This is a genomic window from Variovorax sp. VRV01, assembly GCF_014852545.1.
In the GTDB taxonomy this organism is placed as follows: Bacteria; Pseudomonadota; Gammaproteobacteria; order Burkholderiales; family Burkholderiaceae_C; genus Variovorax; species Variovorax beijingensis_A.
Genome location: NZ_JACVBS010000002.1, coordinates 25,613 through 46,203, shown reverse-complemented (window position 1 = coordinate 46,203; position 20,591 = coordinate 25,613). Strand labels below are relative to the sequence as shown.

Sequence of the window (20,591 nt, the reverse complement as noted above, 5' to 3'; positions counted from 1 at the left end):
AGCGGGAAACCGCGGCATCAGGCGATCTTGATCGTGAGCTTCGGCAGGCCGGCCACTTCGCCCACCAGCGTGTCGCCCGCCACCACCGCCGCCACGCCTTCGGGCGTGCCGCTGTAGATCAGGTCGCCGGGCTGCAGCTCCCATGCGGCCGACAGGTGTTCGATGGTTTCGGCCACGTTCCAGATCAGCTTGCTCACGGTGCTGCGCTGGCGGTCGGTGCCGTTCACCTGCAGCGAGATCTCGGCGTTCTCGGCGTCGCCGGCCTCGGCCACCGGCACGATCGGGCCGATGGGCGCGCTCTGCTCGAAGCCCTTGCCGATGTCCCAGGGGCGGCCCTGCTTCTTCATGTCGTTCTGCAGGTCGCGCCGCGTCATGTCCAGGCCCACCGCATAGCCGTAGATGTGCTTGTGCGCATCGGCCGCCGCAATGTTCTTGCCGCCGGTGCCGATCGCCACCACGAGCTCGATCTCGTGGTGCAGGTTCTTGGTGAGCGTGGGGTAGGCCATGGTGCCGGTCTGGTCCGCATCGACCACCACCAGCGCGTCGGCCGGCTTCATGAAGAAGAAAGGCGGTTCGCGGCCGGTAAAACCCATTTCCTTGGCGTGATCCTCGTAGTTGCGGCCCACGCAGTAGATGCGGTGCACCGGAAAACGGGCGGCCTGGCCGACCACGGGGATCGAAACGGTCGCGGGCGGGGCGAAAACAAACTCGGAAGCCATTGCGTCTGTCCTTTTCAGCGGAACGGAGAAAAAACGGCAGTGTGCCAGAGGCAGGCGCGGGCTGCCGGTGCGGCGCTATGCTTGCGGGATGATGAAGCTGCACAACTACTTCCGATCGTCCGCCTCGTTCCGCGTGCGCATCGCGCTCCACCTGAAGGGCCTGGAGTTCGACTACATCCCGGTGCACATCGCCCGCGGCGAGCACCGCACGGGACCGTTCTCGGCCATTTCGGCCGACATGCTGGTGCCGCTGCTCGAGGACGAGGGCGAGCGCTTCTCGCAGTCGATGGCCATCATCGAATACCTGGACGAGACCTATCCCGAGCCGGCGCTGCTGCCGCACGATCCGGTGGGCCGGGCCCATGTGCGCGCACTCGCGGACTCCATCGCCTGCGAGATCCATCCGCTCAACAACCTGCGCGTGCTCAAGTACCTGGTGAAGGAACTCAAGCTCGACGACGAGGCCAAGAACGCCTGGTACCGCCACTGGGTGCGCGAAGGCATGCTGGCCTTCGAGCGCCAGCTCGCGCAGCATCCAGGCGGCCGGTTCTGCTATGGCGACACGCCCACGCTGGCCGACTGCTGCCTGGTGCCGCAGATCTTCAACGGCCGCCGCTTCGACTGCGACTTCAGCGGGCTGCCGCGCACCATGGCCGCCTTCGAGGCCTGCATGGAGCTCGACGCCTTCCAGCGCGCCCAGCCTTCGCAGTGCCCCGACGCGGAAGCCTGAGCGAGCCCGCCGCCATGGACGACGCGCAATGGCTCGTGCCCCGCTGGCCGGCGCCGCCCAACGTGCGGGCCGTGTGCACCACGCGCCACGGCGGTGTTTCGCAGGGCCGCTACCGGAGCCTCAACCTTGGCGACCACGTGGGCGACCTGGCCGCCCACGTTGCCGAAAACCGCCATCGCCTGGCGCAGGCCATCGGCGGCGCGCGCCCGGTCTTCCTGCAGCAGGTGCACGGCACAGGACTCGTGGCGCTCGATGCCGAAGCCGGCATCGTGGGCGATGGCACGCCGGCCGACGCCTGCACCGCCACGGCCGTCGGCGTGGCATGCACGATCATGGTGGCCGACTGCCTGCCCGTGCTCTTCACCGACGAATCGGGCCAGCGGGTGGCAGCCGCGCACGCCGGCTGGCGCGGCCTGGCCGGCGGCGTGCTCGAGGCGGCGGTCCGCTGCTTCGAGCCCGCGCAGGCGGCCGGCAAGGTCATGGCCTGGCTCGGCCCCTGCATCGGCCCCCGGGCCTTCGAGGTCGGGCCCGAGGTCAAGGCCGCGTTCGAGGCGCATGCGAGCGAGGCCGCACGCTGCTTCCGGCCCGCGCCGGCCCCCGGCAAGTGGCTGGCCGACCTGCCTGCGCTCGCGCGCCAGCGCCTCGGCGCGGCCGGCGTGGCGTCGGTGCACGGCAACGACGGCAGCGACGCGTGGTGCACCGTCGCCAACCCGTCACGGTTCTTTTCGCACCGGCGGGACGAGGTCAGCGGGCGTTTCGCCGCGCTGGTCTGGAAGGTCTGAGTCCGTGCCTGCCGCCGCGGCCGCCTCGCTTGCGGCGCGGCGCGCTTCTTCCTGCGCCTTTTCCTCGCGCTGCCTGATCGCGCGGCGACGCCCCGGGGTGCCCATCAGGTAAACCACCAGTGCGACAGGCGCCAATCCGTACAAAAGAAATGTGAAGATGGCACCCAATACGGTGCCGGTGGTGTTGGTGGCTTCGGCCACGGCCATCATCAGGGCGACGTAGAGCCAGCCAATCACGATCAGGTGGATAAACACAAGAAGTTTCAGTCGGTAAGTGAGCGGGGAGCGTTGTGGGCGCCTTGCGAAATGCAGGATACTCAAAATACGCAAGCCATCCGTACCGATTCAGGCGAGGACCAGGAGACATGATGAAGCAACAAGCCACGGGGGCCGATGCGTTCGCGCCCTTCCAGCAGGCTCTTTCAGAGGGATGGACCCAGGCGCTGGAATCGCTCCAGCAGTCCGCCGTACAGGGGGCCTCGGCCTTCAACGGCGGCGGCACGCCGCTGTGGCAATTGCCGCCGGGGGCGAAGCTGCCTGAATTGCCCAAAGTCTCCATTGCGCCCGAGAAGCTGCAAGCGATCCAGCAGCAATACATGGCCGAAGCCACAGAGCTCTGGCGCCGCGGCCTCGATGCCAGGCCCGAGGGCGACAGGCGCTTCGCCGGCGAAGCCTGGGGCAGCAATCCGCTCGCGGCCTTCTCCGCGGCCGTCTACCTGCTCAACGGCCGCACCCTGCTCAGCATGGCCGAGGCCATCGACGCTGACGAAAAGACCAAGGCGCGCATGCGCTTCGCAGTCGAGCAGTGGATGGCGGCGGCGTCGCCCAGCAATTCGCTCGCCTTCAATGCCGAGGCACAGAAAAAGGCCATCGACACGCAGGGCGAGAGCATCGCCAAGGGCATCCAGAACCTGCTGCACGACGTGAAGCAGGGCCACCTCAGCATGACCGACGAAAGCGCCTTCGAAGTGGGGCGCAACGTGGCCACCACCGAGGGCGCCGTGGTGTTCGAGAACGAGCTGTTCCAGCTGCTCGAATACAAGCCGCTCACGACCAAGGTGTACGAACGGCCGTTCCTGCTGGTGCCGCCGTGCATCAACAAGTTCTACATCCTCGACCTGCAGCCCGAGAACTCGCTGATCCGCTATGCCAACGAGCAGGGCCACCGCGTGTTCGTGGTGAGCTGGCGCAACCCCGACGAGTCGCTGGCCAACGCCACCTGGGACGACTACATCGAGAACGCCGCCATCAAGGCGATCCACCTCGTGCAGGAGATCGGCGGCAGCAAGCAGATCAACGCGCTGGGCTTCTGCGTGGGCGGCACCATCCTGAGCACCGCGCTGGCCGTGCTCGCGGCGCGCGGCGAAAAGCCGGCCGCCTCGGTCACGCTGCTCACCACCTTCCTCGACTTCAGCGATACCGGCATCCTCGACATCTTCGTCGACGAGGCGATGGTGGCGTACCGCGAAATGCAGCTGGGCAAGGGCGGCTTGCTGCCGGGCATGGACCTGGCCTCGACCTTCAGCTTCCTGCGGCCCAACGACCTGGTCTGGAACTACGTGGTCGGCAACTACCTGAAGGGCGAAACCCCGCCGCCCTTCGACCTGCTCTACTGGAACAGCGACGCCACCAACCTGCCGGGCCCGTTCTATGCCTGGTACCTGCGCAACACGTACCACGAGAACAAGCTCGCCAAGCCCAATGCGCTCACGGTCTGCGGCGAGAAAATCGACCTCGGAAAGATCGACATCCCGGCCTACATCTACGGCTCGCGCGAAGACCACATCGTGCCGATCGGCGGCGCCTATGCGTCCACGCAGCTGCTGCCGGGCAAGAAGCGCTTCGTCATGGGCGCCTCCGGCCACATCGCAGGCGTGATCAACCCGCCCGCCAAGAAAAAGCGCAGCCACTGGATACGCGAAGACGGCAAGTTCCCCAAGACCCATGCCGAATGGCTGGCCGGCGCCACCGAGCACCCCGGCAGCTGGTGGACCGACTGGGCCCAATGGCTCAAGGGCCATGCGGGCAAGCAGGTTTTGGCGCCCAAGGCCTACGGCAACGGCAAGGCCTACAAGGCGATCGAGCCGGCGCCCGGACGCTACGTCAAGGCAAGAGCCTGATCCCCGATCCTTCACAACCCTGACTTCAAATCACTTCAACGGAGAACCTCATGGAAGACATCGTCATCGTTTCGGCTGCACGCACGGCGGTCGGCAAGTTCGGCGGCTCGCTCGCGGGCATTGCAGCCACCGAGCTGGGCGCCCTCGTGATCAAGGAAGTGATTGCGCGCGCCAATCTCACGGCCGACCAGGTCGGCGAAGCCATCATGGGCCAGGTGCTGGCCGCCGGTGCGGGCCAGAACCCCGCGCGCCAGGCATGGCTCAAGAGCGGCGGCACCAAGGAAACGCCGGCGCTCACCATCAACGCCGTCTGCGGCTCGGGCCTGAAGGCCGTGATGCTCGCGGCGCAGGCCGTGGCCACGGGCGACAGCGAGATCGTGATTGCCGGCGGCCAGGAGAACATGAGCGCCGCGCCGCACGTGCTGCCCAATTCGCGCAACGGCCAGCGCATGGGCGACTGGAAGCTGGTCGACACCATGATCGTGGACGGCCTGTGGGACGTCTACAACCAGTACCACATGGGCATCACGGCCGAGAACGTGGCCAAGAAGTACGGCATCGACCGCTCCGCGCAGGACGAGCTCGCACTCGGCAGCCAGACCAAGGCCGCGGCCGCGCAGGACGCCGGCAAGTTCAAGGACGAGATCGTGCCCGTGAGCATTGCGCAGAAGAAGGGCGACCCGATCGTCTTCGACAAGGACGAGTTCATCAACCGCAAGACCAGCGCCGAAGGCCTGGCCGGCCTGCGCCCCGCCTTCGACAAGGCCGGCGGCGTGACCGCGGGCAATGCCTCGGGCCTGAACGACGGCGCTGCCGCCGTGATGGTGATGACGGCCAAGAAGGCCGCCGCGCTCGGCCTCAAGCCGCTGGGCCGCATCGCGAGCTACGCCACGGCCGGCCTCGATCCGGCCATCATGGGCATGGGCCCGGTGCCCGCGTCGACCAAGGCGCTGCAGCGCGCCGGCTGGAAGGCCGCCGACCTTGACCTGCTCGAGATCAACGAAGCCTTTGCGGCGCAGGCCTGCGCCGTGAACAAGGAAATGGGCTGGGACGTGAACAAGGTCAACGTGAACGGCGGCGCCATTGCCATCGGCCACCCGATCGGCGCGTCGGGCTGCCGCATCCTCGTGACGCTGCTGCACGAGATGCAGCGCCAGAACGCGAAGAAGGGCATTGCGTCGCTGTGCATCGGCGGCGGCATGGGCGTGGCGCTGACGATCGAGCGATAGGTTCCACTGGGGGCGCGCCTTCAGAGCGCGCTCCCGCCGACGGGCCACTTTGTTCACCGCTCAAATTTTGAGCAAACTGATTATTCCCCTTGTAAAACAATGAGTTAGATCACCTTTACAAGGAAGAACATCAGTTATCCCCAAAGTTGTCCACGGAAACTGGGGACGGCGGCGACTTCTTCACAATTCGCCCGCAAGTCCTTGTTTTTGGGCGCTCAATCGACGGCGGCCTGCTCGCCCGCGTAGTGCTGGCACAGCGTCTCGACCAGCGCCTGTGCGTAGATCGGCAGGGCGGCCCGGTCGCGCACCAGCAGGTAGCGCTCCCGTACGCACCACGCATCGCCGAGATCGATCAGCGCGAGCTGCATGCTTTCCTGGTTGCGCCGCGCGGCCGACTCCGGCACCACGCCGATGCCCACGCCGCTGCCGATCATCCGGCACATGGCGTCGAAGCTGCCGAGCTGGATGCGCAGCTTCTGCCGCTTGCCGAGGTTGTCGGTGATCTGCGCCAGAAAGGTCTGCAAGGTGCTGCCTTGCTGCATGCCGATCGCGTCTTCGTCGAGCGTTTCCGCGAATGAAATCCTGCGGCGCTTCGCAAAGCGGTGCTGGCGCGAGGTGACGAGCACCAGCCGGTCGGTGCTGAAGTGGATCGCCTCCAGGCCCAGCGTGTCGACGCGGCCCGCCACGATGCCGATGTCGGCGCGGCCGTCGAGCACGCCGCGCGGGATCTGAGCATTCGGTTTTTCCTGAAGGTCGACATTGATGCGCGGGTTGCGTGCAAGAAAGCCCGGCAGGATTTCAGGCAGGAAATCGGTCACGGCCGTGGTGTTGGCGAACACGCGCAGATGGCCGCGCAGCCCGCCGCCGTATTCGAGCAGGTCGGCGCGCAGCTGCTCGGTCTGGTGCAGCACGAGGCGCGCGTGGTGCAGGAAGGCTTCTCCCGGCGGCAGCAGGCGCACGCCGCGGGCTTCGCGCTGCAGCAGCTGCAGCCCGGCCTGGTTTTCGAGCGCCTTGATCCGCGCGCTGGCCGCCGCAAGCGACAGATGCTGCCGTTCGGCCGCGCGCGTGAGGTTGCCGAGCTCGGCCGTGGCAACGAAGAGGCGCAGATCCGTCAAGTCGAAAAGCATGGCGCCATCGTAAAGCCGAAAGCCCAAGCCTTCGGTATCTCAGAAGGCTGGCTTCCGAAATCGCAGATTGCGCGCACTGCCACGGCAGAACACCATGCGGACATGGAGACAAAGACAATGAAATTCCGCGCACTGGCGCTTCTTTCCCTTGCCGCGGCAGCGCTCTGCACTGCGGTTCCGGCTGCCGCGCAGCCCTACCCCTCGCGCCCCGTCACGCTGGTCGTGCCGCAGGCCGCGGGCGGCACCAACGACATCGTGGGCCGCCTCGTGGGCCAGAAGCTCGGTGAGCTGATGAATGCCAGCGTGGTGGTCGACAACCGGCCGGGCGCGGGTGGCAACATCGGCACGCAGCTGGTCGCCAAGGGGCCGAAGGACGGCTACACGCTGCTCATGACCATCAGCAGCAGCCAGGCCATCAACCCGGCGCTCTACAAGAACCCGGGCTTCGATCCGGTGAAGGACTTCAAGCCCGTCGGCCTGGTCGGCGCGGTGCCCAACGTGCTGCTGGTGCATCCCTCGTTTCCCGCCAGGGACTTCAACGAATTCCTGAAGCTCGCGCGGCAGAAGGGCGCCAACTACCAGTACGCCTCGGCCGGCAACGGCACGCTCAACCACCTGCTGGGTGAAATGCTCAACAGCATGGCCGGCATCTCGATGCAGCACGTGCCGTACAAGGGCGTGGCGCCCGCGCTCAACGACGTGTTGGGCGGGCAGCTGCCGATCGTGTTCGCGAGCCTGCCCTCGGCGCTCTCGCACATCAAGGCCGGCAAGCTGCGCGCGCTGGCCGTGAGCGGCGAGAAGCGCTCGCCGGTGCTGCCCGACGTACCCGCCATTGCCGAGGCGGTGCCGGGCTACAACGGCACGCTCTGGATCGGCCTGTTCGCGCCCGCGGGCGTGCCTCTCGAGGTGCTGGCCATGCTGCAGGACGCCACGCGCAAGGCGCTGGCCGCGAAGGAGCTGCGCGACAAGCTCGAACAGCAGGGCGTCGAGATCGCGGCGCCCACCACGCCCGATCAATTCTCGAAACTGCTGCAGGACGACCTCGCCAAGTGGGCGCGCATCGTCAAGGCCTCCGGCGCAGCGGTCGACTGAAGGAACCCATGACCAACACCGAGCAGGAAAAACCCTCCGGCGCGATCGATGCCGGCATGCTGGCAAGGCTGCAGGCCTGGCAGGGCCGCAGCGAGACGCTGGCCGACGACATCACCGCGGCCCCCGTGCGCGCGCTCTCGGCCACGCTCGACCGCGACGACGCGCCGCCCGCCGCCGGCACGCGCCTGCCCGAGCTCTGGCACTGGCTCTACTTCCTGCCGCACCATCGGCAGTCCGAGATCGGCGAGGACGGCCATGCGAAGCGCGGCGGCTTCCTGCCGCCCGTGCCGCTGCCGCGCCGCATGTGGGCCGGCGGACGGCTGAGGTGGGAGCAGGGCAACCCGCTGCAGGTCGGCGACAGGGCCGAGCGCACCTCGACCATCGCTTCGGTCACCCACAAGGCCGGCCGCACCGGCGAGCTGATGTTCGTGCTGGTGCGCCATGAAGTGCGCAACGAACGCGGCCTCGCGCTGACCGAGGAGCACGACATCGTCTACCGCGCCGCGGCCGCGCCCGGCGAGAAGGCGCCGCCGCCCACGCCGGCGCCGAAGGACGCCGCCTTCAGCCGCGAGATCGTGCCCGACGACGTGCTGCTGTTCCGCTATTCGGCGCTGACCTTCAACGGCCACCGCATCCACTACGACCGCCGCTACGTGACGCAGGTCGAGGGCTATCCGGGCCTGATCGTGCACGGGCCGCTGATCGCCACGCTGCTGGTCGACCTGCTGCGCCGCAACGTGCCGGGCGCGCAACTCGCGCGCTTCGAGTTCCGTGCCGTGCGGCCGACCTTCGACACCGCGCCGTTCCGCGTGCATGGCAAGCCGGCCGAAGGCAGCACGGACGGCAAGACCTTCAGCCTCTGGGGCGAGGACGCCGACGGCTGGCTCACGATGCAGGCCACGGCCGTGCTCGCATGAAAAACTGGAAAACAAGCCCATGACAAGACCTCTCGACGGCATCACCGTGGTTTCGCTCGAACACGCGATCGCCGCGCCTTTCTGCACCCGGCAGCTGGCCGACCTCGGCGCCCGCGTCATCAAGGTGGAGCGCCCCGGCGCCGGCGATTTCGCGCGCGCCTACGATGCACGCGTGGGCGGCGAGGCCTCGCACTTCGTGTGGGTGAACCGCTCCAAGGAAAGCCTCACGCTCGACCTCAAGCAGCCCGCCGCGCTCGCGGTGCTGCAGGAGCTGGTGGCCGATGCCGACGTGCTGGTGCAGAACCTCGCGCCGGGCGCCGCCGCGCGCATGGGCCTGGGCGCCGAGGCGCTGCAGGCAATGCATCCGCGGCTCATCGTCTGCGACATCTCGGGCTATGGCGACGACGGCCCGTACCGCGACAAGAAGGCCTACGACCTGCTGATCCAGAGCGAGGCGGGTTTTCTCTCGGTCACGGGCACGCCGGACGATCCGTGCAAGTCGGGCAATTCCATTGCCGACATCGCGGCGGGCATGTACGCCTACACCGGCATCCTTGCGGCGCTGCTCCAGCGCGGCAAGACCGGCAAGGGCTCGCACATCGATGTGTCGATGCTCGAATCGCTCGCCGAGTGGATGGGCTACCCGATGTACTACGCCTACGACGGCGCGCCGCCGCCGCCGCGCAGCGCCGCATCGCACGCCACCATCTATCCCTACGGTCCGTTTCCCGCGGGCGACGGCGGCACGGTGATGCTGGGCCTGCAGAACGAGCGCGAATGGCGCGTGTTCTGCGAGAAGGTGCTGTTGCAGGCGGGGCTCGCGACCGACGTGCGCTTCGACAGCAACGCACGGCGCAACGAGCACCGGGACGCGCTGCGCGCGATCATCGTGGAGACCTTTGCCGCGATCGGCACTGCGCAGGTGGTCGAGCGCCTCGATGCGGCGCAGATCGCCAACGCACGCATGAACGACATGGCCGGGCTGTGGGCGCATCCGCAGCTGCAGGCGCGCGAGCGCTGGCGGCAGGTGGGCTCGCCGGCCGGCGACATTCCGGCGCTGCTGCCGGCCGGCCGCCAGAGCGCCTTCGACTACCGCATGGACGCGATACCGGCGGTCGGCCAGCACACCGACGCCATCCTGCGCAGCCTCGGCCGCAGCGAGGCGGACATTGCGGCGCTGCGCGAGGCGGGCGCGGTGTGAGCACGGCAGCGCTCGCGCTGGCCCGCGCCTTTCTCTTCGTGCCGGCCGACCGGCCTGAACGCCATGCGCGCGCGCTGGCCACCGGTGCGGGCGCGGTGATCGTGGACCTGGAGGACGCGGTGGCGCCCGAACGAAAGGCTGCGGCGCGCGAAGGCCTCGCGGCCTCGTTCGCCGCGCTGCCCGCGGCCGGCCGGCAGCGCCTGCTGGTGCGCATCAATGCCGCAGGCACCCCCTGGCACGAGGACGACCGCGCGGCCGTGGCCGGGCTGGTCTCGCAAGGGCTGGCCGTGGGCGTGGTGCTGCCCAAGGCGGAGCGGGACAGCGACCTGCGGCGGCTGGCCGAAGTCGTCGGCCCGAACGGATTGCTCGTGCCGCTCGTCGAATCGGCCGCCGGGCTTGCGGCAGTCGATGAACTCGCGGCAGTGCCACAGGTGCTGCGGCTCGCCTTCGGCAACCTGGATTTCCAGGCTGATGTCGGGCTGGCCTGCGATGCGGACGAGGCTGAACTCGTGCCGGTGCGCCTCGCGCTGCTGTTGGCCTCGCGCCGCGCCGGCCTGCCCGCGCCCGTCGACGGCGTGACGGCCGACTGGCGCGACACGCAGCGCCTGGCCGCCGACACGGCGCGCGCACGGCGCGGCGGCTTCGGCGCCAAGCTGTGCATCCACCCCGACCAGGTCGCGCCGGTGCAGGCGGCGCTCGGGCCGAGCGCCGGCGAGCTCGCATGGGCGCGCCGCGTGATCGAGGCCGTGCGGTCGGCCGGCGGCGGCGTGGCCAGCCTCGACGGACGCATGGTCGATGCGCCGGTGGTTCGCCTGGCCGAACGGCTGCTGGCGCTCGCCGCAGAACAAGACACACATCCAACAACCCAGGAGACAACCCGATGAATCTGAAGAAGAACTGGAAGGCCCGCACCCTGCTGGCCGCGGCATTGGGCGCAGGCCTGCTGGCCGCGCAAACGCCGGCCGCCGCACAGGCGCCCTGGCCGGAAAAGCCCATCACCATGGTGGTGCCGTATTCGGCCGGCGGCCCCACCGACGTGGTCGCGCGCATGCTCGCGATTCCCATGGGCAAGTCGCTCGGCCAGACCGTGATCGTCGAGAACACCGTGGGCGCGGGCGGCACCATTGCGCCCGCGCGCGTGGCCAAGGCGGCGCCAAACGGCTACACCATCCTGATCCACCACATGGGCATGGCCACCGCGCCCGCGCTCTACAAGAAGCTCAGCTACGACCCGCTGAAGGACTTCGAATACGTGGGCCAGGTGATGGACGTGCCCATGACCCTGCTCTCGCGCAAGGATTTTCCGGCCAACAATTTTCAGGAACTGCTGGCCTACGTGAAGGCCAACAAGGACAAGGTGACGCTCGCCAACGCCGGCATCGGCGCGGTGTCGCAGCTGTGCGGCATGCTGCTGGCGCACCAGATCGGGGTGCAGCTCACCACCGTGCCCTACAAGGGCGCCGGCCCGGCGCTCAACGATCTGATGGGCGGGCAGGTCGATCTGCTGTGCGACCAGACCACCCAGACCGCACCGGTCATCAAGGACGGCAACCGCGTCAAGGTGTTCGGCGTGACCACGTCCAAGCGCCTGTCCAGCATGCCGGACATCCCCACGCTCGACGAGCAGGGCCTGAAGGGTTTCGACGTGAAGGTGTGGCACGGCATCTACGCGCCCAAGGGCACGCCGCCGGCCGTGATGGAGAAGCTCAACAAGGCCCTGCGCGCTGCGCTGCAGGACGACATGGTCAAGCACCGCTTCGCCGAACTGAGCACCGAGGCGGTCCCCATGGACAAGGTGACCCCCGAAGCGCTGCGCACCCACCTGGCGGCCGAGACCGAGAAGTGGGGGAAGGTGATCAAGGCGGCGGGGGTGCAGGCGGATTAGCACGGCTGAGCGATCCTCGGTCCGCCCGGGCTCCCTGGCCCACGGCGGGCCGGATACCGCTGACCAGACACGCCGGCCGCAGACGGAGGCTCAAGCGCCGGTCGGCGGCTTCTTCGGCTTCATGCGCGTGACCTTGTACACGGCGCCTTCCTTGTCGTACGTCGTCCATTCGCCGGTCTGTTCGCCGTTCTCGAAATGGCCGGAGCGCATCCGGGTTCCGTCGCTGCGGAACCATTCCCAATAGCCCGTCAGGACACCCTCGGGCGTCTTCTGCCCGCGCGCCCAGACGCTGCCGTCCTTGTGGTATTGCACATGAGGTTGGGTGGTCGGTTTCTTCATCGGCGCCTCGTGGTTCAGCCAGACGTTCCTGAATGGGCCCGCAGCGTCTCATCGAACAGCAGGAGCAGCTGCCGCGCAAAGGCGTCCATGTTCGACGCGCGGTCCGCATGGGCGGTTTCGATCGTCCTGCTCGCCGCAGCCTCTCCGGCGATGGCCAGGCACACATGCCCTGGCGCGTCGCCGTAGGGGCTGCCGGAAGGGCCGGCCGCGCCGCTCTCGGCAATGCCCCAGGTGGCGCGGTGGCTGTCCCGGATCCTGCCTGCAATGAAGCTGGCATAGGGTTCGGTTTCCGCGCGCATGCCCGCCATGTCTTCGGCCCCCAGGCCCAGCAGCGCTTTTGCGGCCCGGCGCGAGTAGACGACCGCGCCGCCGAGAAAAAAAGCCGACGCGCCCGGGATGGCGAGCAGGGCAGCCGACACGAGGCCGCCGGCCGAGGATTCGGCCACCGCCACCGTCTGGCGCCGCTCGCGGAGGACGGCGCCGACACGGCCGGCGAGGATGGAAAGCGGCTCGAGGCCGGCGCCGTCAGACATGGGGACGCCGCCTGGCGATTCCGAAATTCATACTTTCGAACTCCTTGGAAGCAATAGGGGTGTGTGGGGACGGTACGGACTTATGCAATATGGTTGCACATGCGGCCGTGCCGTGACAGCTGGTTGCAAGCTCGGCTCAGTGTTTTCCTCAGAGTTCGACGGCTTGAAACTCGCTAGAGTGAAGGCGGCCGTTCAGGCTTTTCGCATACATCAAGGAAAAATTCATGAGCAAGAAAGTTGCATATGTCACCGGAGGCATGGGTGGCATCGGAACAGCCATCTGCCAGCGCCTTCACAAGGACGGCTTCACTGTCGTCGCAGGCTGCGGCCCCACGCGCGACCATGCCAAATGGCTGGCCGAGCAGAAGGCCCTGGGCTTCGAGTTCCACGCCTCGGTCGGCAATGTCGGCGACTGGCAATCCACCGTCGAGGCCTTTTCCGCCGCCAAGGCAGCGCACGGCCCGATCGACGTGCTGGTCAACAACGCCGGCATCACGCGGGACCGCATGTTCCTGAAAATGACGCCCGAGGACTGGAGCGCGGTCATCGAGACCAATCTCAACAGCATGTTCAACGTCACCAAGCAGGTGGTGGGCGACATGGTCGAGAAGGGCTGGGGCCGCATCATCAACATCAGCTCGGTCAACGGCGCCAAGGGCCAGGCGGGGCAGACCAACTATTCGGCGGCCAAGGCCGGCATGCACGGCTTCACGATGGCGCTGGCGCAGGAACTGGCGAGCAAGGGCGTCACGGTCAACACCGTGAGCCCGGGCTACATCGGCACCGACATGGTCAGGGCCATCCGCCAGGAAGTGCTCGACAAGATCGTGGCCACCATCCCGGTCAAGCGCCTGGGCGAGCCGAGCGAAATTGCCTCCATCATCTCGTGGCTCGCTACGGACGAGGGCGGCTACAGCACAGGGGCCGACTTCTCGGTCAACGGCGGCCTGCACATGCACTGATCATGCTGACGGGAAGCTGATCGAAAAGACCCGCCGAGGCGGGTTTTTTCATTTCTGCGATGTGGCTTCTACGTATGAGAAGCTTTCGATTCGGTTCTACAGTTTCCAACCCCTCCGGAGGCAACATGGCAGACACAACAATCACACCCACCAGAAAGCTCCCGCTCTATCGTTCGCTCTACGTGCAGGTGATCGCGGCGGTGATCATCGGCGTGCTGCTCGGCCACTTCCAGCCCGCGCTCGGCGAGGCCATGAAGCCGCTGGGCGACGGCTTCATCAAGCTCATCAAGATGATCATCGCGCCGATCATCTTCTGCACGGTGGTGGTGGGCATCGCCGGCATGGAAGACATGAAGAAGGTCGGCAAGACCGGCGGCCTGGCGCTTTTGTACTTCGAGATCGTGAGCTCCATCGCGCTGGTGGTGGGGCTCGTGCTGGTCAACCTGCTCAAGCCCGGCGCGGGCATGAACATCGACCCGTCGACGCTCGACACCAAGGCGCTCGCGTCCTATACCGGTCCGGGCAAGATGACGGGCACGGTCGACTTCCTGCTCAATGTGATCCCGAGCACGCTGGTCGACGCCTTCGCCAAGGGCGAGATCCTTCAGGTGCTGCTGATCGCGGTGCTGTTCGGCTTTGCGCTGCACCGTTTCGGCGGGCGCGGCACGCTGGTGTTCGACGTGATCGAGAAGGGCTCTCACGTGCTCTTCGTGATCGTGGGCTACATCATGAAGCTGGCGCCCATCGGCGCCTTCGGCGCCATGGCCTTCACCATCGGCAAGTACGGGCTGGGCAGCCTGTTCTCGCTCGGCAAGCTGATGGGCACCTTCTACCTGACCTGCCTGCTGTTCATCTTCGTGGTGCTCGGGCTCATAGCGCGCTTCCATGGCTTCAGCATCTGGAAGTTCATCAAGTACATCAAGGAAGAGCTGCTGATCGTGCTGGGCACCTCGTCGAGCGAATCGGTGCTGCCGCGCATGATGGAGAAGATGGAGAACCTGGGCGCCAACAAGACCTGCGTGGGCCTGGTGATTCCCACCGGCTATTCGTTCAACCTCGACGGCACCTCCATCTACCTGACGATGGCGGCCGTGTTCATTGCGCAGGCCACCAACACGCCGATGACGCTGACCCAGGAGATCACGCTGCTGGCCGTGCTGCTGCTCACCTCCAAGGGCGCGGCGGGCGTCACGGGCAGCGGCTTCATCGTGCTGGCGGCCACGCTCTCGGCCGTGGGCCACGTGCCGGTGGCGGGCCTGGCGCTGATCCTGGGCATCGACCGCTTCATGTCGGAAGCCCGCGCGCTGACCAACCTGATCGGCAACGGCGTGGCCACCATCGTGGTGGCCAAGTGGACCAACGAGCTCGACACCGAGCGGCTGCACGCCGGGCTCAACAACGAGAGCTGGGTGGAGTCGCAGGAGCCCGAAGTGCTCGAAGCCGCGCGCATCAGCAAGATGGCCGACTGACGATGCCCGTGTGAAACCAGAGGGGCGCATCGTTCCTGCAAAATGGAGCAATGCCCCACAGCGTTTCCCTGATCAACACGATTGCCGCCGGCCTGGGACTGGCGCTCGTGCTGGGTTTCCTGGCGCTGCGGCTGCGGCTGCCGGCCCTGGTGGGCTACCTGCTCGCGGGCGTGATCATCGGGCCCTTCACGCCGGGCTTCGTGGCGGACGCGGGCATTGCGGCACAGCTGGCCGAGATCGGCGTGATGCTGCTGATGTTCGGCGTGGGCCTGCATTTTTCGCTCGACGACCTGCTGGCGGTGCGCAAGATCGCGCTGCCGGGCGCATTGGCGCAGATCGCGGTGGCCACACTGCTGGGCGGTGTGCTGGCGCTCTGGTGGGGCTGGTCATGGGGCGAGGCGCTGGTCTTCGGCCTGGCGCTGTCGGTGGCAAGCACGGTCGTGCTGCTGCGCGCGCTCGAGAGCCTGGGCATTCTCGATTCGTTCACCGGGCGCATCGCGGTCGGCTGGCTGGTGGTCGAGGACCTGGCCATGGTGCTGGTCCTGGTGCTGATGCCGCCGCTCGCAGGGGCCCTGGGCGGCCATGCCGGCAATTCGGCCAACCCCGCCGACCCGCTGTGGCAGACGCTCGGCGTCACGCTGCTGCAGGTGGGCGGGTTCGTGGCGCTGATGCTGGTGGTGGGGCGGCGCGCGTTCCCGTGGATTCTCTGGCAGGTCACGCGCACCGGCTCGCGCGAGCTGTTTACGCTGTGCGTGATCGCGGCCGCGGTCAGCATCGCCTTCGCCTCGGCGGCGCTGTTCGGCGTGTCGTTCGCCCTCGGTGCATTCTTTGCGGGCATGGTGATGCGCGAATCGGAATTCAGCCACCGCGCGGCGCAGGAGTCGCTGCCGCTGCGCGATGCCTTCGCGGTGCTGTTCTTCGTGTCGGTGGGCATGCTCTTCGATCCCTCGGTGCTCATCGAACGGCCGCTGCAGGTGCTGGCAGTGGTGGGCGTGATCGTGCTGGGCAAGTCGCTGGCCGCCTGCGCGCTGGTGCTGGCGTTCCGCTATCCGCTGGGCACGGCGCTCACCGTGAGCGCGAGCCTCGCGCAGATCGGGGAGTTCTCGTTCATTCTTGCGGGCCTTGGCGTCTCGCTCGGCCTGCTGCCGGTGGAAGGCCAGAGCCTGATCCTGGCCGGCGCGCTGATTTCCATTGCCACCAATCCGCTGTGGTTCAGCCTGATCGCGCCGCTGCAGAAATGGCTGCACGGCCGTTTCCCCCTGGCGCGCAGCCTCGAATCGCACGACCATCCGCTGGCCGAGCTGCCGACCACCACCGCAGCCCGGTACCTCTCCAGCCAGGTGGTGCTCGTGGGCTACGGCCGCGTCGGGCGCCGCATCGCGTCCGAGCTGGAGGCGCACGACATTCCCTACGTGGTGGCGGAGCAGAACCGCGAAATGGTGGAGAAGCTGCGCGAGGCCGGCGTTGCGGCCGTCTGGGGCGATGCGGCCGATCCGGCCGTGCTGATCCAGGCGCACATCGCGCGCGCCCGCGTGCTGGTGGTGGCCATACCAGACACCATGAACGTGCGGCAGATGATGGAGACCGCCCGCACCCTCAATCCGGCCATCGAAACCGTGATCCGCAGCCACAACGAAGAGGAAGCGCAGCTGTTGACGCGCGAGATGGCCGCCACGGTCTTCCTGGGCGAACAGGAGCTGGCGCAGGCCATGGCGCGCGACGTGGTGCGGCGCGCAGCGGCGGCGGCCGCCTGAGCCGTCCTCGGCCGAAGAAAAGTCTCAGAGGTCTTCGATGACCAGCGTGCGATAGCGCTGTGCGATCGAATAGGGCACGGTGCGCACCACCTCCATCAGGTGGTTGGCTGCCTCTTCGTTCTTCGTCCTGACCAGGAGGCCGGTGTGGCCTTCGCGCGCGAGCTTGGTGTAGGCGCGTACGGTGGCCGCGTCGGTTCCGGCCGACGGCAGCGGCTCGTCGGCTTCCCGCACGGTGGGGGTGATTTCTTCCAGGATCGTGGCCGCGGGAAGCAGGTAGATCTCGTCGCCGCTCACGCCGTTTTCAATCAGTTTGTGACCAATGCGGTTGGCGTCTTCCGCGCTTGGAAACATCACCATCGAATAGCCTGTGGGGTAGAAGGCACCGCCGATGCTCGAGCGCATGCGGGGCTCTAGGACGAAACTCTTCATGATGCTGCCTCCTGGTGATGCAGTTCTTTGCCCACAACACTAGGCCTGCTGCCGGCGGGGCGCTGTAGGCCTGCTCCCCGTATTCCCGCAGGTTTGGCGCGGCAGTCGCGGCGCCGGCCGGCCGGGCTCTTGTACACTCCCATCCTCATGCCGTGCCATCTCTTCCCCGCCACCGTCTGCGCAGCCTCCATGGCCCGCATGATGCCGCCTGCCTGCGCGCGGGCGGAGGGGTCATTGGTTGCACGAATGATTACCACCATTACCACCGCGGTCACCTGAGCACGCGCAGGTGGCCGTTTCGGCAGCCACCTGGTGTATCGCTCTTCTTCTCCGAATGAATGAAACCCAGCTCTGGCAGCTGGGTTTCTTGTTTTTCATCCGGAGATGTCCATGTACCGCGATCCTGTCCAGTCCCTCGAACCCCTGCCCAGCCCTCCTGCGGCCATTCGTGCGCTGCGCGTGGGGATGATCGGCATCGGCACCGTCGGCTCCGGCACGCTGCGGGTGCTGGCGCGCAACCAGGCCGAGATCGCGGGACGGGCGGGCCGCCCCATCGAGTTGGCGATGGTGGCTGCGCGCAACCTGGTGCGCGCCGCCGCCGTCGTGGGCGGGGATATTCCCTTGACGGACGACCCGCTGCGCGTGGCCACCCAGCCCGACGTCGACGTGGTGGTGGAAGTGGCCGGCGGCACCGGTCCGGCGCGCGAATGGGTGCTGGCCGCCATCGCGCACGGCAAGCATGTGGTCACGGCCAACAAGGCCCTGCTCGCGGTGCATGGTGCCGAGATCTTTGCCGCGGCCCGGCGGCATGGCGTGGCCGTGGCCTACGAGGGCGCGGTGGCGGTGAGCATTCCCATCGTCAAGGCGCTGCGGGAGGGCCTCGCGGCCAACCGCATCGAATGGGTGGCGGGCATCATCAACGGCACCACCAACTTCATCCTGAGCAAGATGCGCGATGAAGGCCTGGACTTCGCCGCGGCGCTCGCGCAGGCCCAGGCACTCGGCTATGCCGAAGCCGATCCGGCCTTCGATATCGAGGGCATCGATGCTGCGCACAAGCTCACGCTGCTGGCCGCCAATGCCTTCGGCACCGCCGTGCGGCTTGCCGACGTGCAGGTGCAAGGCATCACGGCGCTCGAGCGGGTGGACGTGGCCTGCGCCGAGCAGCTGGGCTACCGCATCAAGCTGCTGGGCCTGGCGCGGCGCCGGGAGGAGGGCGTGGAACTGCGCGTGCAGCCCGCGCTGGTGCCCGCGTCGCACCTGATGGCGCATGTGAACGGGTCGATGAATGCCGTCATGGTCAAGGGCGATGCGTCCGGCGTGACGATGTACTACGGCGCGGGCGCCGGCTCCGAAGAGACCGCATCGGCGGTGATTGCCGACCTGGTCGACGTGGCGCGGCTCGATGGCACCCATGCCGCGCAGCGGGTGCCGCACCTGGGCTTTCATGCGCATGCGATGAGCGCATTGCCGGTGCTGCCCCGCGCCGAGGCATGCTGCGCGCACTACCTGCGCATTCCCGTGCGTGCCGCGAGCCATGTCGAGGCGGTGTCGGGCTGGCTGGCGGGGCAGCAGGTGCCGGTGCGGCAGGTGGCGCTGGCGGCTGCGCAGCCCGGCATGGGCGCGCAGCTGCTGGTGCTGACGCAGCCGGTGCGGCAGGGCACGATGGACTTGGCGCTGCAGGCCCTGCAGGCACATCCTTCGGTCGCGGGAAAGCTCACCGCCTTGTGCGTGGAGACGCTGGCCTGAGACAGAATGCGGCACGGCGTGCGTTGGCGCGGCCGATGGAACGGGAGTTGCTGCAATGGATTTCGCCTGGCATGGCTGCCGTCGAGGGCACGGCGGGAGCTGCACATGAAGCCCTGGCGCTGGCTCGTCATGCTGGCGCTGGCCTCGCCTGCATTCGCACAACCCGCGCAGACGGGAGAGGGCGCATCTTCCGCTTCTTCATCCTGCGAAGCGGAAGAAGCCGCACTGGAGCGCGACATGGACCTGGCCCGCTCCAGGGGCCAGATGCTGCGCCGCCGGCAGCTCGCCGAGAACCTGGACGCGCTGCGGGCGCGCTGCCGGGCGTCCGAACCGCCGCAAAGCCGCGCGGCGCGCATCGACAAGCTGGAGCACGACATCCGCGCGCTGCGGGCCGAACTCGAGCATGCCGAGGCGCAGCTGCGCGAGCTGAAGAACGAGCGGCCCTGACAGCCGCGCCGGTGCGCGTCAGAGCCTGGGCAGCTGCATGCGCAGGCGCCGCGCCGCTTCCTCTTCGCGCGCATCGTCCACCTCGCGCAGCACGTTGCCCAGGTCGACGGGGCCGGTGTCGCGCGCATGCGTGCCGCTCAGCACCGATTCGACGCGCAGCAGGCCGCGCTCGTACAGGTGCCAGATCTCGTCGCCGTAGTGCGTGTCCAGCAGCTGCGGCGCGAACTGGCCGAAGAAGTTGCGCAGGTTCTCCACGTCGCGCAGCAGCATGCGCTTCGCATGGTTGTTGCCGGCCGCATCCACCGCCTGCGGCAGGTCGATCACCACCGGGCCGTCGGCCGCGAGCAGCACGTTGAACTCCGACAGGTCGCCGTGCACCACGCCCGCGCACAGCATGCGCACCACTTCCTTCAGCAGGCTGGCGTGGTGCTGCACGGCTTCGCCCTGCGTGAACGCCACGTCGTTGAGCCGCGGCGCCGCATCGCCGTTGGCATCGGTCACCAGCTCCATCAGCAGCACGCCCTCGAGGAAGTTATAGGGAACGGGCACCCGCACGCCGGCCGCCGCCAGGCGATAGAGCGCATCGACCTCGGCGCTTTGCCAGATGGCCTCGGTCACCTGGCGGCCGAAGCGCGTGCCCTTGGCCATGGCGCGCGTCTCGCGCGAATTGCGCACGCGGCGATTCTCGGTGTAGTCGACGGCCTGGCGGAAGCTGCGCTTGTCGGCTTCCTTGTAGACCTTGGCGCAGCGCGTCTCCTCGCCGCAGCGCACCACGTAGACCATGGCTTCCTTGCCGCTCATCAGCTGGCGGACCACCGTGTCGATCAGGCCTTCGTCGACCAGCGACTGCAGTCGTGGTGGTGCTTTCATTGGTACCGCTCCGTCGGGTCCAGCGGGCGGGTCGAGAGGAAGGCCCTCAGGCTTTCCGGGCCGATCTGGTAGACCCCGATCATGCCTGCGTTGCGCAAAGGGCCTTGCCGTGCTCCGTGAAGTGGTGCGCAGCGCAAGCCGGCCGCTAGCAGCTTTCGCGCATCGCTTCAAAGCGCGGCCGGCTGTTTCCACGTCGCGATTGCCGGGATTGCGTGCGGCATGAGGTTGTACCTGGAT

Annotated in this window: 21 protein-coding genes; 14 read left to right on the top strand and 7 right to left on the bottom strand. The window is 67.7% G+C overall.

Going from position 1 to position 20,591, the window contains the following annotated elements:
- Window positions 1–17: 17 nt before the first annotated feature.
- Window positions 18–719: a fumarylacetoacetate hydrolase family protein gene (locus tag IB278_RS03900; RefSeq protein ID WP_192322678.1), complete on the bottom strand. Its 702-nt coding sequence runs from the start codon at window positions 717–719 to the stop codon at window positions 18–20.
- 91 nt (window positions 720–810) lie between these two features.
- Here IB278_RS03900 and maiA point away from each other — a divergent pair, with 91 nt between their 5' ends.
- A complete protein-coding gene (gene maiA / locus IB278_RS03895; protein ID WP_145743845.1) occupies window positions 811–1,449 on the top strand; it encodes a maleylacetoacetate isomerase in 639 nt (212 codons plus the stop codon).
- A gap of 14 nt (window positions 1,450–1,463) precedes the next feature.
- Window positions 1,464–2,231, top strand: a complete 768-nt coding sequence (gene pgeF, locus IB278_RS03890) for a peptidoglycan editing factor PgeF (RefSeq protein ID WP_192322677.1) — start codon at window positions 1,464–1,466, stop codon at window positions 2,229–2,231.
- Here the strand turns inward: pgeF and IB278_RS03885 are convergent.
- Window positions 2,163–2,486 (bottom strand): hypothetical protein, encoded by a 324-nt coding sequence (locus IB278_RS03885; RefSeq protein WP_192322676.1) that lies wholly within the window; start codon window positions 2,484–2,486, stop codon window positions 2,163–2,165. The genes pgeF and IB278_RS03885 overlap by 69 nt on opposite strands.
- Window positions 2,487–2,599: 113 nt before the next feature.
- On the opposite strand from IB278_RS03885, the gene phaC reads away from it, so the two are divergent.
- Together phaC and IB278_RS03875 are read left to right on the top strand one after the other, a co-directional pair.
- Window positions 2,600–4,351, top strand: coding sequence for a class I poly(R)-hydroxyalkanoic acid synthase (phaC, locus tag IB278_RS03880; protein ID WP_192322968.1), 1,752 nt, complete (start codon window positions 2,600–2,602; stop codon window positions 4,349–4,351).
- Between the two features lie 50 nt (window positions 4,352–4,401).
- Window positions 4,402–5,580, top strand: a complete 1,179-nt coding sequence (locus IB278_RS03875) for an acetyl-CoA C-acetyltransferase (RefSeq protein WP_124959488.1) — start codon at window positions 4,402–4,404, stop codon at window positions 5,578–5,580.
- A gap of 215 nt (window positions 5,581–5,795) precedes the next feature.
- Here IB278_RS03875 and IB278_RS03870 read toward each other — a convergent pair whose 3' ends face one another.
- A complete protein-coding gene (locus IB278_RS03870) occupies window positions 5,796–6,707 on the bottom strand; it encodes a LysR family transcriptional regulator (RefSeq protein WP_192322675.1) in 912 nt (303 codons plus the stop codon).
- A gap of 117 nt (window positions 6,708–6,824) precedes the next feature.
- Between IB278_RS03870 and IB278_RS03865 the strand changes: the two genes are divergently transcribed.
- Genes IB278_RS03865 through IB278_RS03845 form a run of 5 tightly spaced genes read left to right on the top strand, consistent with a single transcriptional unit; the run spans window position 6,825 to window position 11,802 of the window.
- Complete coding sequence (locus IB278_RS03865) at window positions 6,825–7,799, top strand: tripartite tricarboxylate transporter substrate binding protein (RefSeq protein WP_192322674.1); 975 nt, start codon at window positions 6,825–6,827, stop codon at window positions 7,797–7,799.
- A gap of 8 nt (window positions 7,800–7,807) precedes the next feature.
- On the top strand, window positions 7,808–8,716 hold the full coding sequence (locus IB278_RS03860; RefSeq protein WP_192322673.1) for a MaoC family dehydratase N-terminal domain-containing protein: 909 nt from the start codon (window positions 7,808–7,810) through the stop codon (window positions 8,714–8,716).
- A gap of 19 nt (window positions 8,717–8,735) precedes the next feature.
- Entirely contained in the window at window positions 8,736–9,917 is a 1,182-nt protein-coding gene (locus IB278_RS03855; RefSeq protein WP_145743254.1) for a CaiB/BaiF CoA transferase family protein, read from the top strand.
- Window positions 9,914–10,801, top strand: a complete 888-nt coding sequence (locus IB278_RS03850; protein WP_192322672.1) for an HpcH/HpaI aldolase/citrate lyase family protein — start codon at window positions 9,914–9,916, stop codon at window positions 10,799–10,801. Before IB278_RS03855 ends, IB278_RS03850 begins: the two co-directional genes overlap by 4 nt.
- The gene (locus tag IB278_RS03845) at window positions 10,798–11,802 is read left to right on the top strand and encodes a tripartite tricarboxylate transporter substrate binding protein BugD (RefSeq protein ID WP_192322671.1); all 1,005 of its coding nucleotides are present in this window, start codon (window positions 10,798–10,800) and stop codon (window positions 11,800–11,802) included. The genes IB278_RS03850 and IB278_RS03845 overlap by 4 nt, the downstream gene beginning before the upstream one ends.
- Window positions 11,803–11,892: 90 nt before the next feature.
- Here IB278_RS03845 and IB278_RS03840 read toward each other — a convergent pair whose 3' ends face one another.
- Both IB278_RS03840 and IB278_RS03835 read right to left on the bottom strand, forming a co-directional pair.
- Entirely contained in the window at window positions 11,893–12,141 is a 249-nt protein-coding gene (locus IB278_RS03840) for a toxin-antitoxin system YwqK family antitoxin (RefSeq protein ID WP_145743258.1), read from the bottom strand.
- 14 nt (window positions 12,142–12,155) lie between these two features.
- Window positions 12,156–12,674: a CinA family protein gene (locus IB278_RS03835; protein ID WP_145743260.1), complete on the bottom strand. Its 519-nt coding sequence runs from the start codon at window positions 12,672–12,674 to the stop codon at window positions 12,156–12,158.
- A gap of 224 nt (window positions 12,675–12,898) precedes the next feature.
- On the opposite strand from IB278_RS03835, the gene phbB reads away from it, so the two are divergent.
- The 3 genes from phbB to ybaL all read left to right on the top strand — a co-directional run bounded on the left by phbB (window position 12,899) and on the right by ybaL (window position 16,859).
- Window positions 12,899–13,636, top strand: coding sequence for an acetoacetyl-CoA reductase (phbB, locus tag IB278_RS03830; RefSeq protein ID WP_145743262.1), 738 nt, complete (start codon window positions 12,899–12,901; stop codon window positions 13,634–13,636).
- Between the two features lie 125 nt (window positions 13,637–13,761).
- Entirely contained in the window at window positions 13,762–15,105 is a 1,344-nt protein-coding gene (locus IB278_RS03825) for a dicarboxylate/amino acid:cation symporter (protein WP_192322670.1), read from the top strand.
- Between the two features lie 50 nt (window positions 15,106–15,155).
- Window positions 15,156–16,859 carry a YbaL family putative K(+) efflux transporter gene (gene ybaL / locus IB278_RS03820; protein ID WP_192322669.1) on the top strand — a complete coding sequence of 568 codons (1,704 nt, stop codon included), beginning with the start codon at window positions 15,156–15,158 and terminating at the stop codon, window positions 16,857–16,859.
- Between the two features lie 24 nt (window positions 16,860–16,883).
- Here ybaL and IB278_RS03815 read toward each other — a convergent pair whose 3' ends face one another.
- Window positions 16,884–17,288, bottom strand: a complete 405-nt coding sequence (locus IB278_RS03815; RefSeq protein WP_047784726.1) for a hypothetical protein — start codon at window positions 17,286–17,288, stop codon at window positions 16,884–16,886.
- Between the two features lie 390 nt (window positions 17,289–17,678).
- Between IB278_RS03815 and IB278_RS03810 the strand changes: the two genes are divergently transcribed.
- Window positions 17,679–19,037, top strand: coding sequence for a homoserine dehydrogenase (locus IB278_RS03810; protein ID WP_192322668.1), 1,359 nt, complete (start codon window positions 17,679–17,681; stop codon window positions 19,035–19,037).
- A gap of 105 nt (window positions 19,038–19,142) precedes the next feature.
- The gene (locus IB278_RS03805) at window positions 19,143–19,484 is read left to right on the top strand and encodes a DUF1090 family protein (protein WP_225612705.1); all 342 of its coding nucleotides are present in this window, start codon (window positions 19,143–19,145) and stop codon (window positions 19,482–19,484) included.
- An 18-nt stretch (window positions 19,485–19,502) separates the two neighbouring features.
- Here IB278_RS03805 and IB278_RS03800 read toward each other — a convergent pair whose 3' ends face one another.
- A complete protein-coding gene (locus IB278_RS03800) occupies window positions 19,503–20,354 on the bottom strand; it encodes a PA4780 family RIO1-like protein kinase (protein ID WP_192322667.1) in 852 nt (283 codons plus the stop codon).
- Window positions 20,355–20,591 lie beyond the last annotated feature (237 nt).

Bases quoted from the DNA above. Each gene is read 5' to 3' on its own strand.
- IB278_RS03900 (WP_192322678.1), bottom strand. From the start codon at position 719: ATGGCTTCCGAGTTTGTTTTCGCCCCGCCCGCGACCGTTTCGATCCCC.
- maiA (WP_145743845.1), top strand. From the start codon at position 811: ATGAAGCTGCACAACTACTTCCGATCGTCCGCCTCGTTCCGCGTGCGC.
- pgeF (WP_192322677.1), top strand. From the start codon at position 1,464: ATGGACGACGCGCAATGGCTCGTGCCCCGCTGGCCGGCGCCGCCCAAC.
- phaC (WP_192322968.1), top strand. From the start codon at position 2,600: ATGAAGCAACAAGCCACGGGGGCCGATGCGTTCGCGCCCTTCCAGCAG.
- IB278_RS03875 (WP_124959488.1), top strand. From the start codon at position 4,402: ATGGAAGACATCGTCATCGTTTCGGCTGCACGCACGGCGGTCGGCAAG.
- IB278_RS03870 (WP_192322675.1), bottom strand. From the start codon at position 6,707: ATGCTTTTCGACTTGACGGATCTGCGCCTCTTCGTTGCCACGGCCGAG.
- IB278_RS03865 (WP_192322674.1), top strand. From the start codon at position 6,825: ATGAAATTCCGCGCACTGGCGCTTCTTTCCCTTGCCGCGGCAGCGCTC.
- IB278_RS03860 (WP_192322673.1), top strand. From the start codon at position 7,808: ATGACCAACACCGAGCAGGAAAAACCCTCCGGCGCGATCGATGCCGGC.
- IB278_RS03855 (WP_145743254.1), top strand. From the start codon at position 8,736: ATGACAAGACCTCTCGACGGCATCACCGTGGTTTCGCTCGAACACGCG.
- IB278_RS03845 (WP_192322671.1), top strand. From the start codon at position 10,798: ATGAATCTGAAGAAGAACTGGAAGGCCCGCACCCTGCTGGCCGCGGCA.
- IB278_RS03840 (WP_145743258.1), bottom strand. From the start codon at position 12,141: ATGAAGAAACCGACCACCCAACCTCATGTGCAATACCACAAGGACGGC.
- IB278_RS03835 (WP_145743260.1), bottom strand. From the start codon at position 12,674: ATGTCTGACGGCGCCGGCCTCGAGCCGCTTTCCATCCTCGCCGGCCGT.
- phbB (WP_145743262.1), top strand. From the start codon at position 12,899: ATGAGCAAGAAAGTTGCATATGTCACCGGAGGCATGGGTGGCATCGGA.
- IB278_RS03825 (WP_192322670.1), top strand. From the start codon at position 13,762: ATGGCAGACACAACAATCACACCCACCAGAAAGCTCCCGCTCTATCGT.
- ybaL (WP_192322669.1), top strand. From the start codon at position 15,156: ATGCCCCACAGCGTTTCCCTGATCAACACGATTGCCGCCGGCCTGGGA.
- IB278_RS03815 (WP_047784726.1), bottom strand. From the start codon at position 17,288: ATGAAGAGTTTCGTCCTAGAGCCCCGCATGCGCTCGAGCATCGGCGGT.
- IB278_RS03810 (WP_192322668.1), top strand. From the start codon at position 17,679: ATGTACCGCGATCCTGTCCAGTCCCTCGAACCCCTGCCCAGCCCTCCT.
- IB278_RS03805 (WP_225612705.1), top strand. From the start codon at position 19,143: ATGAAGCCCTGGCGCTGGCTCGTCATGCTGGCGCTGGCCTCGCCTGCA.
- IB278_RS03800 (WP_192322667.1), bottom strand. From the start codon at position 20,354: ATGAAAGCACCACCACGACTGCAGTCGCTGGTCGACGAAGGCCTGATC.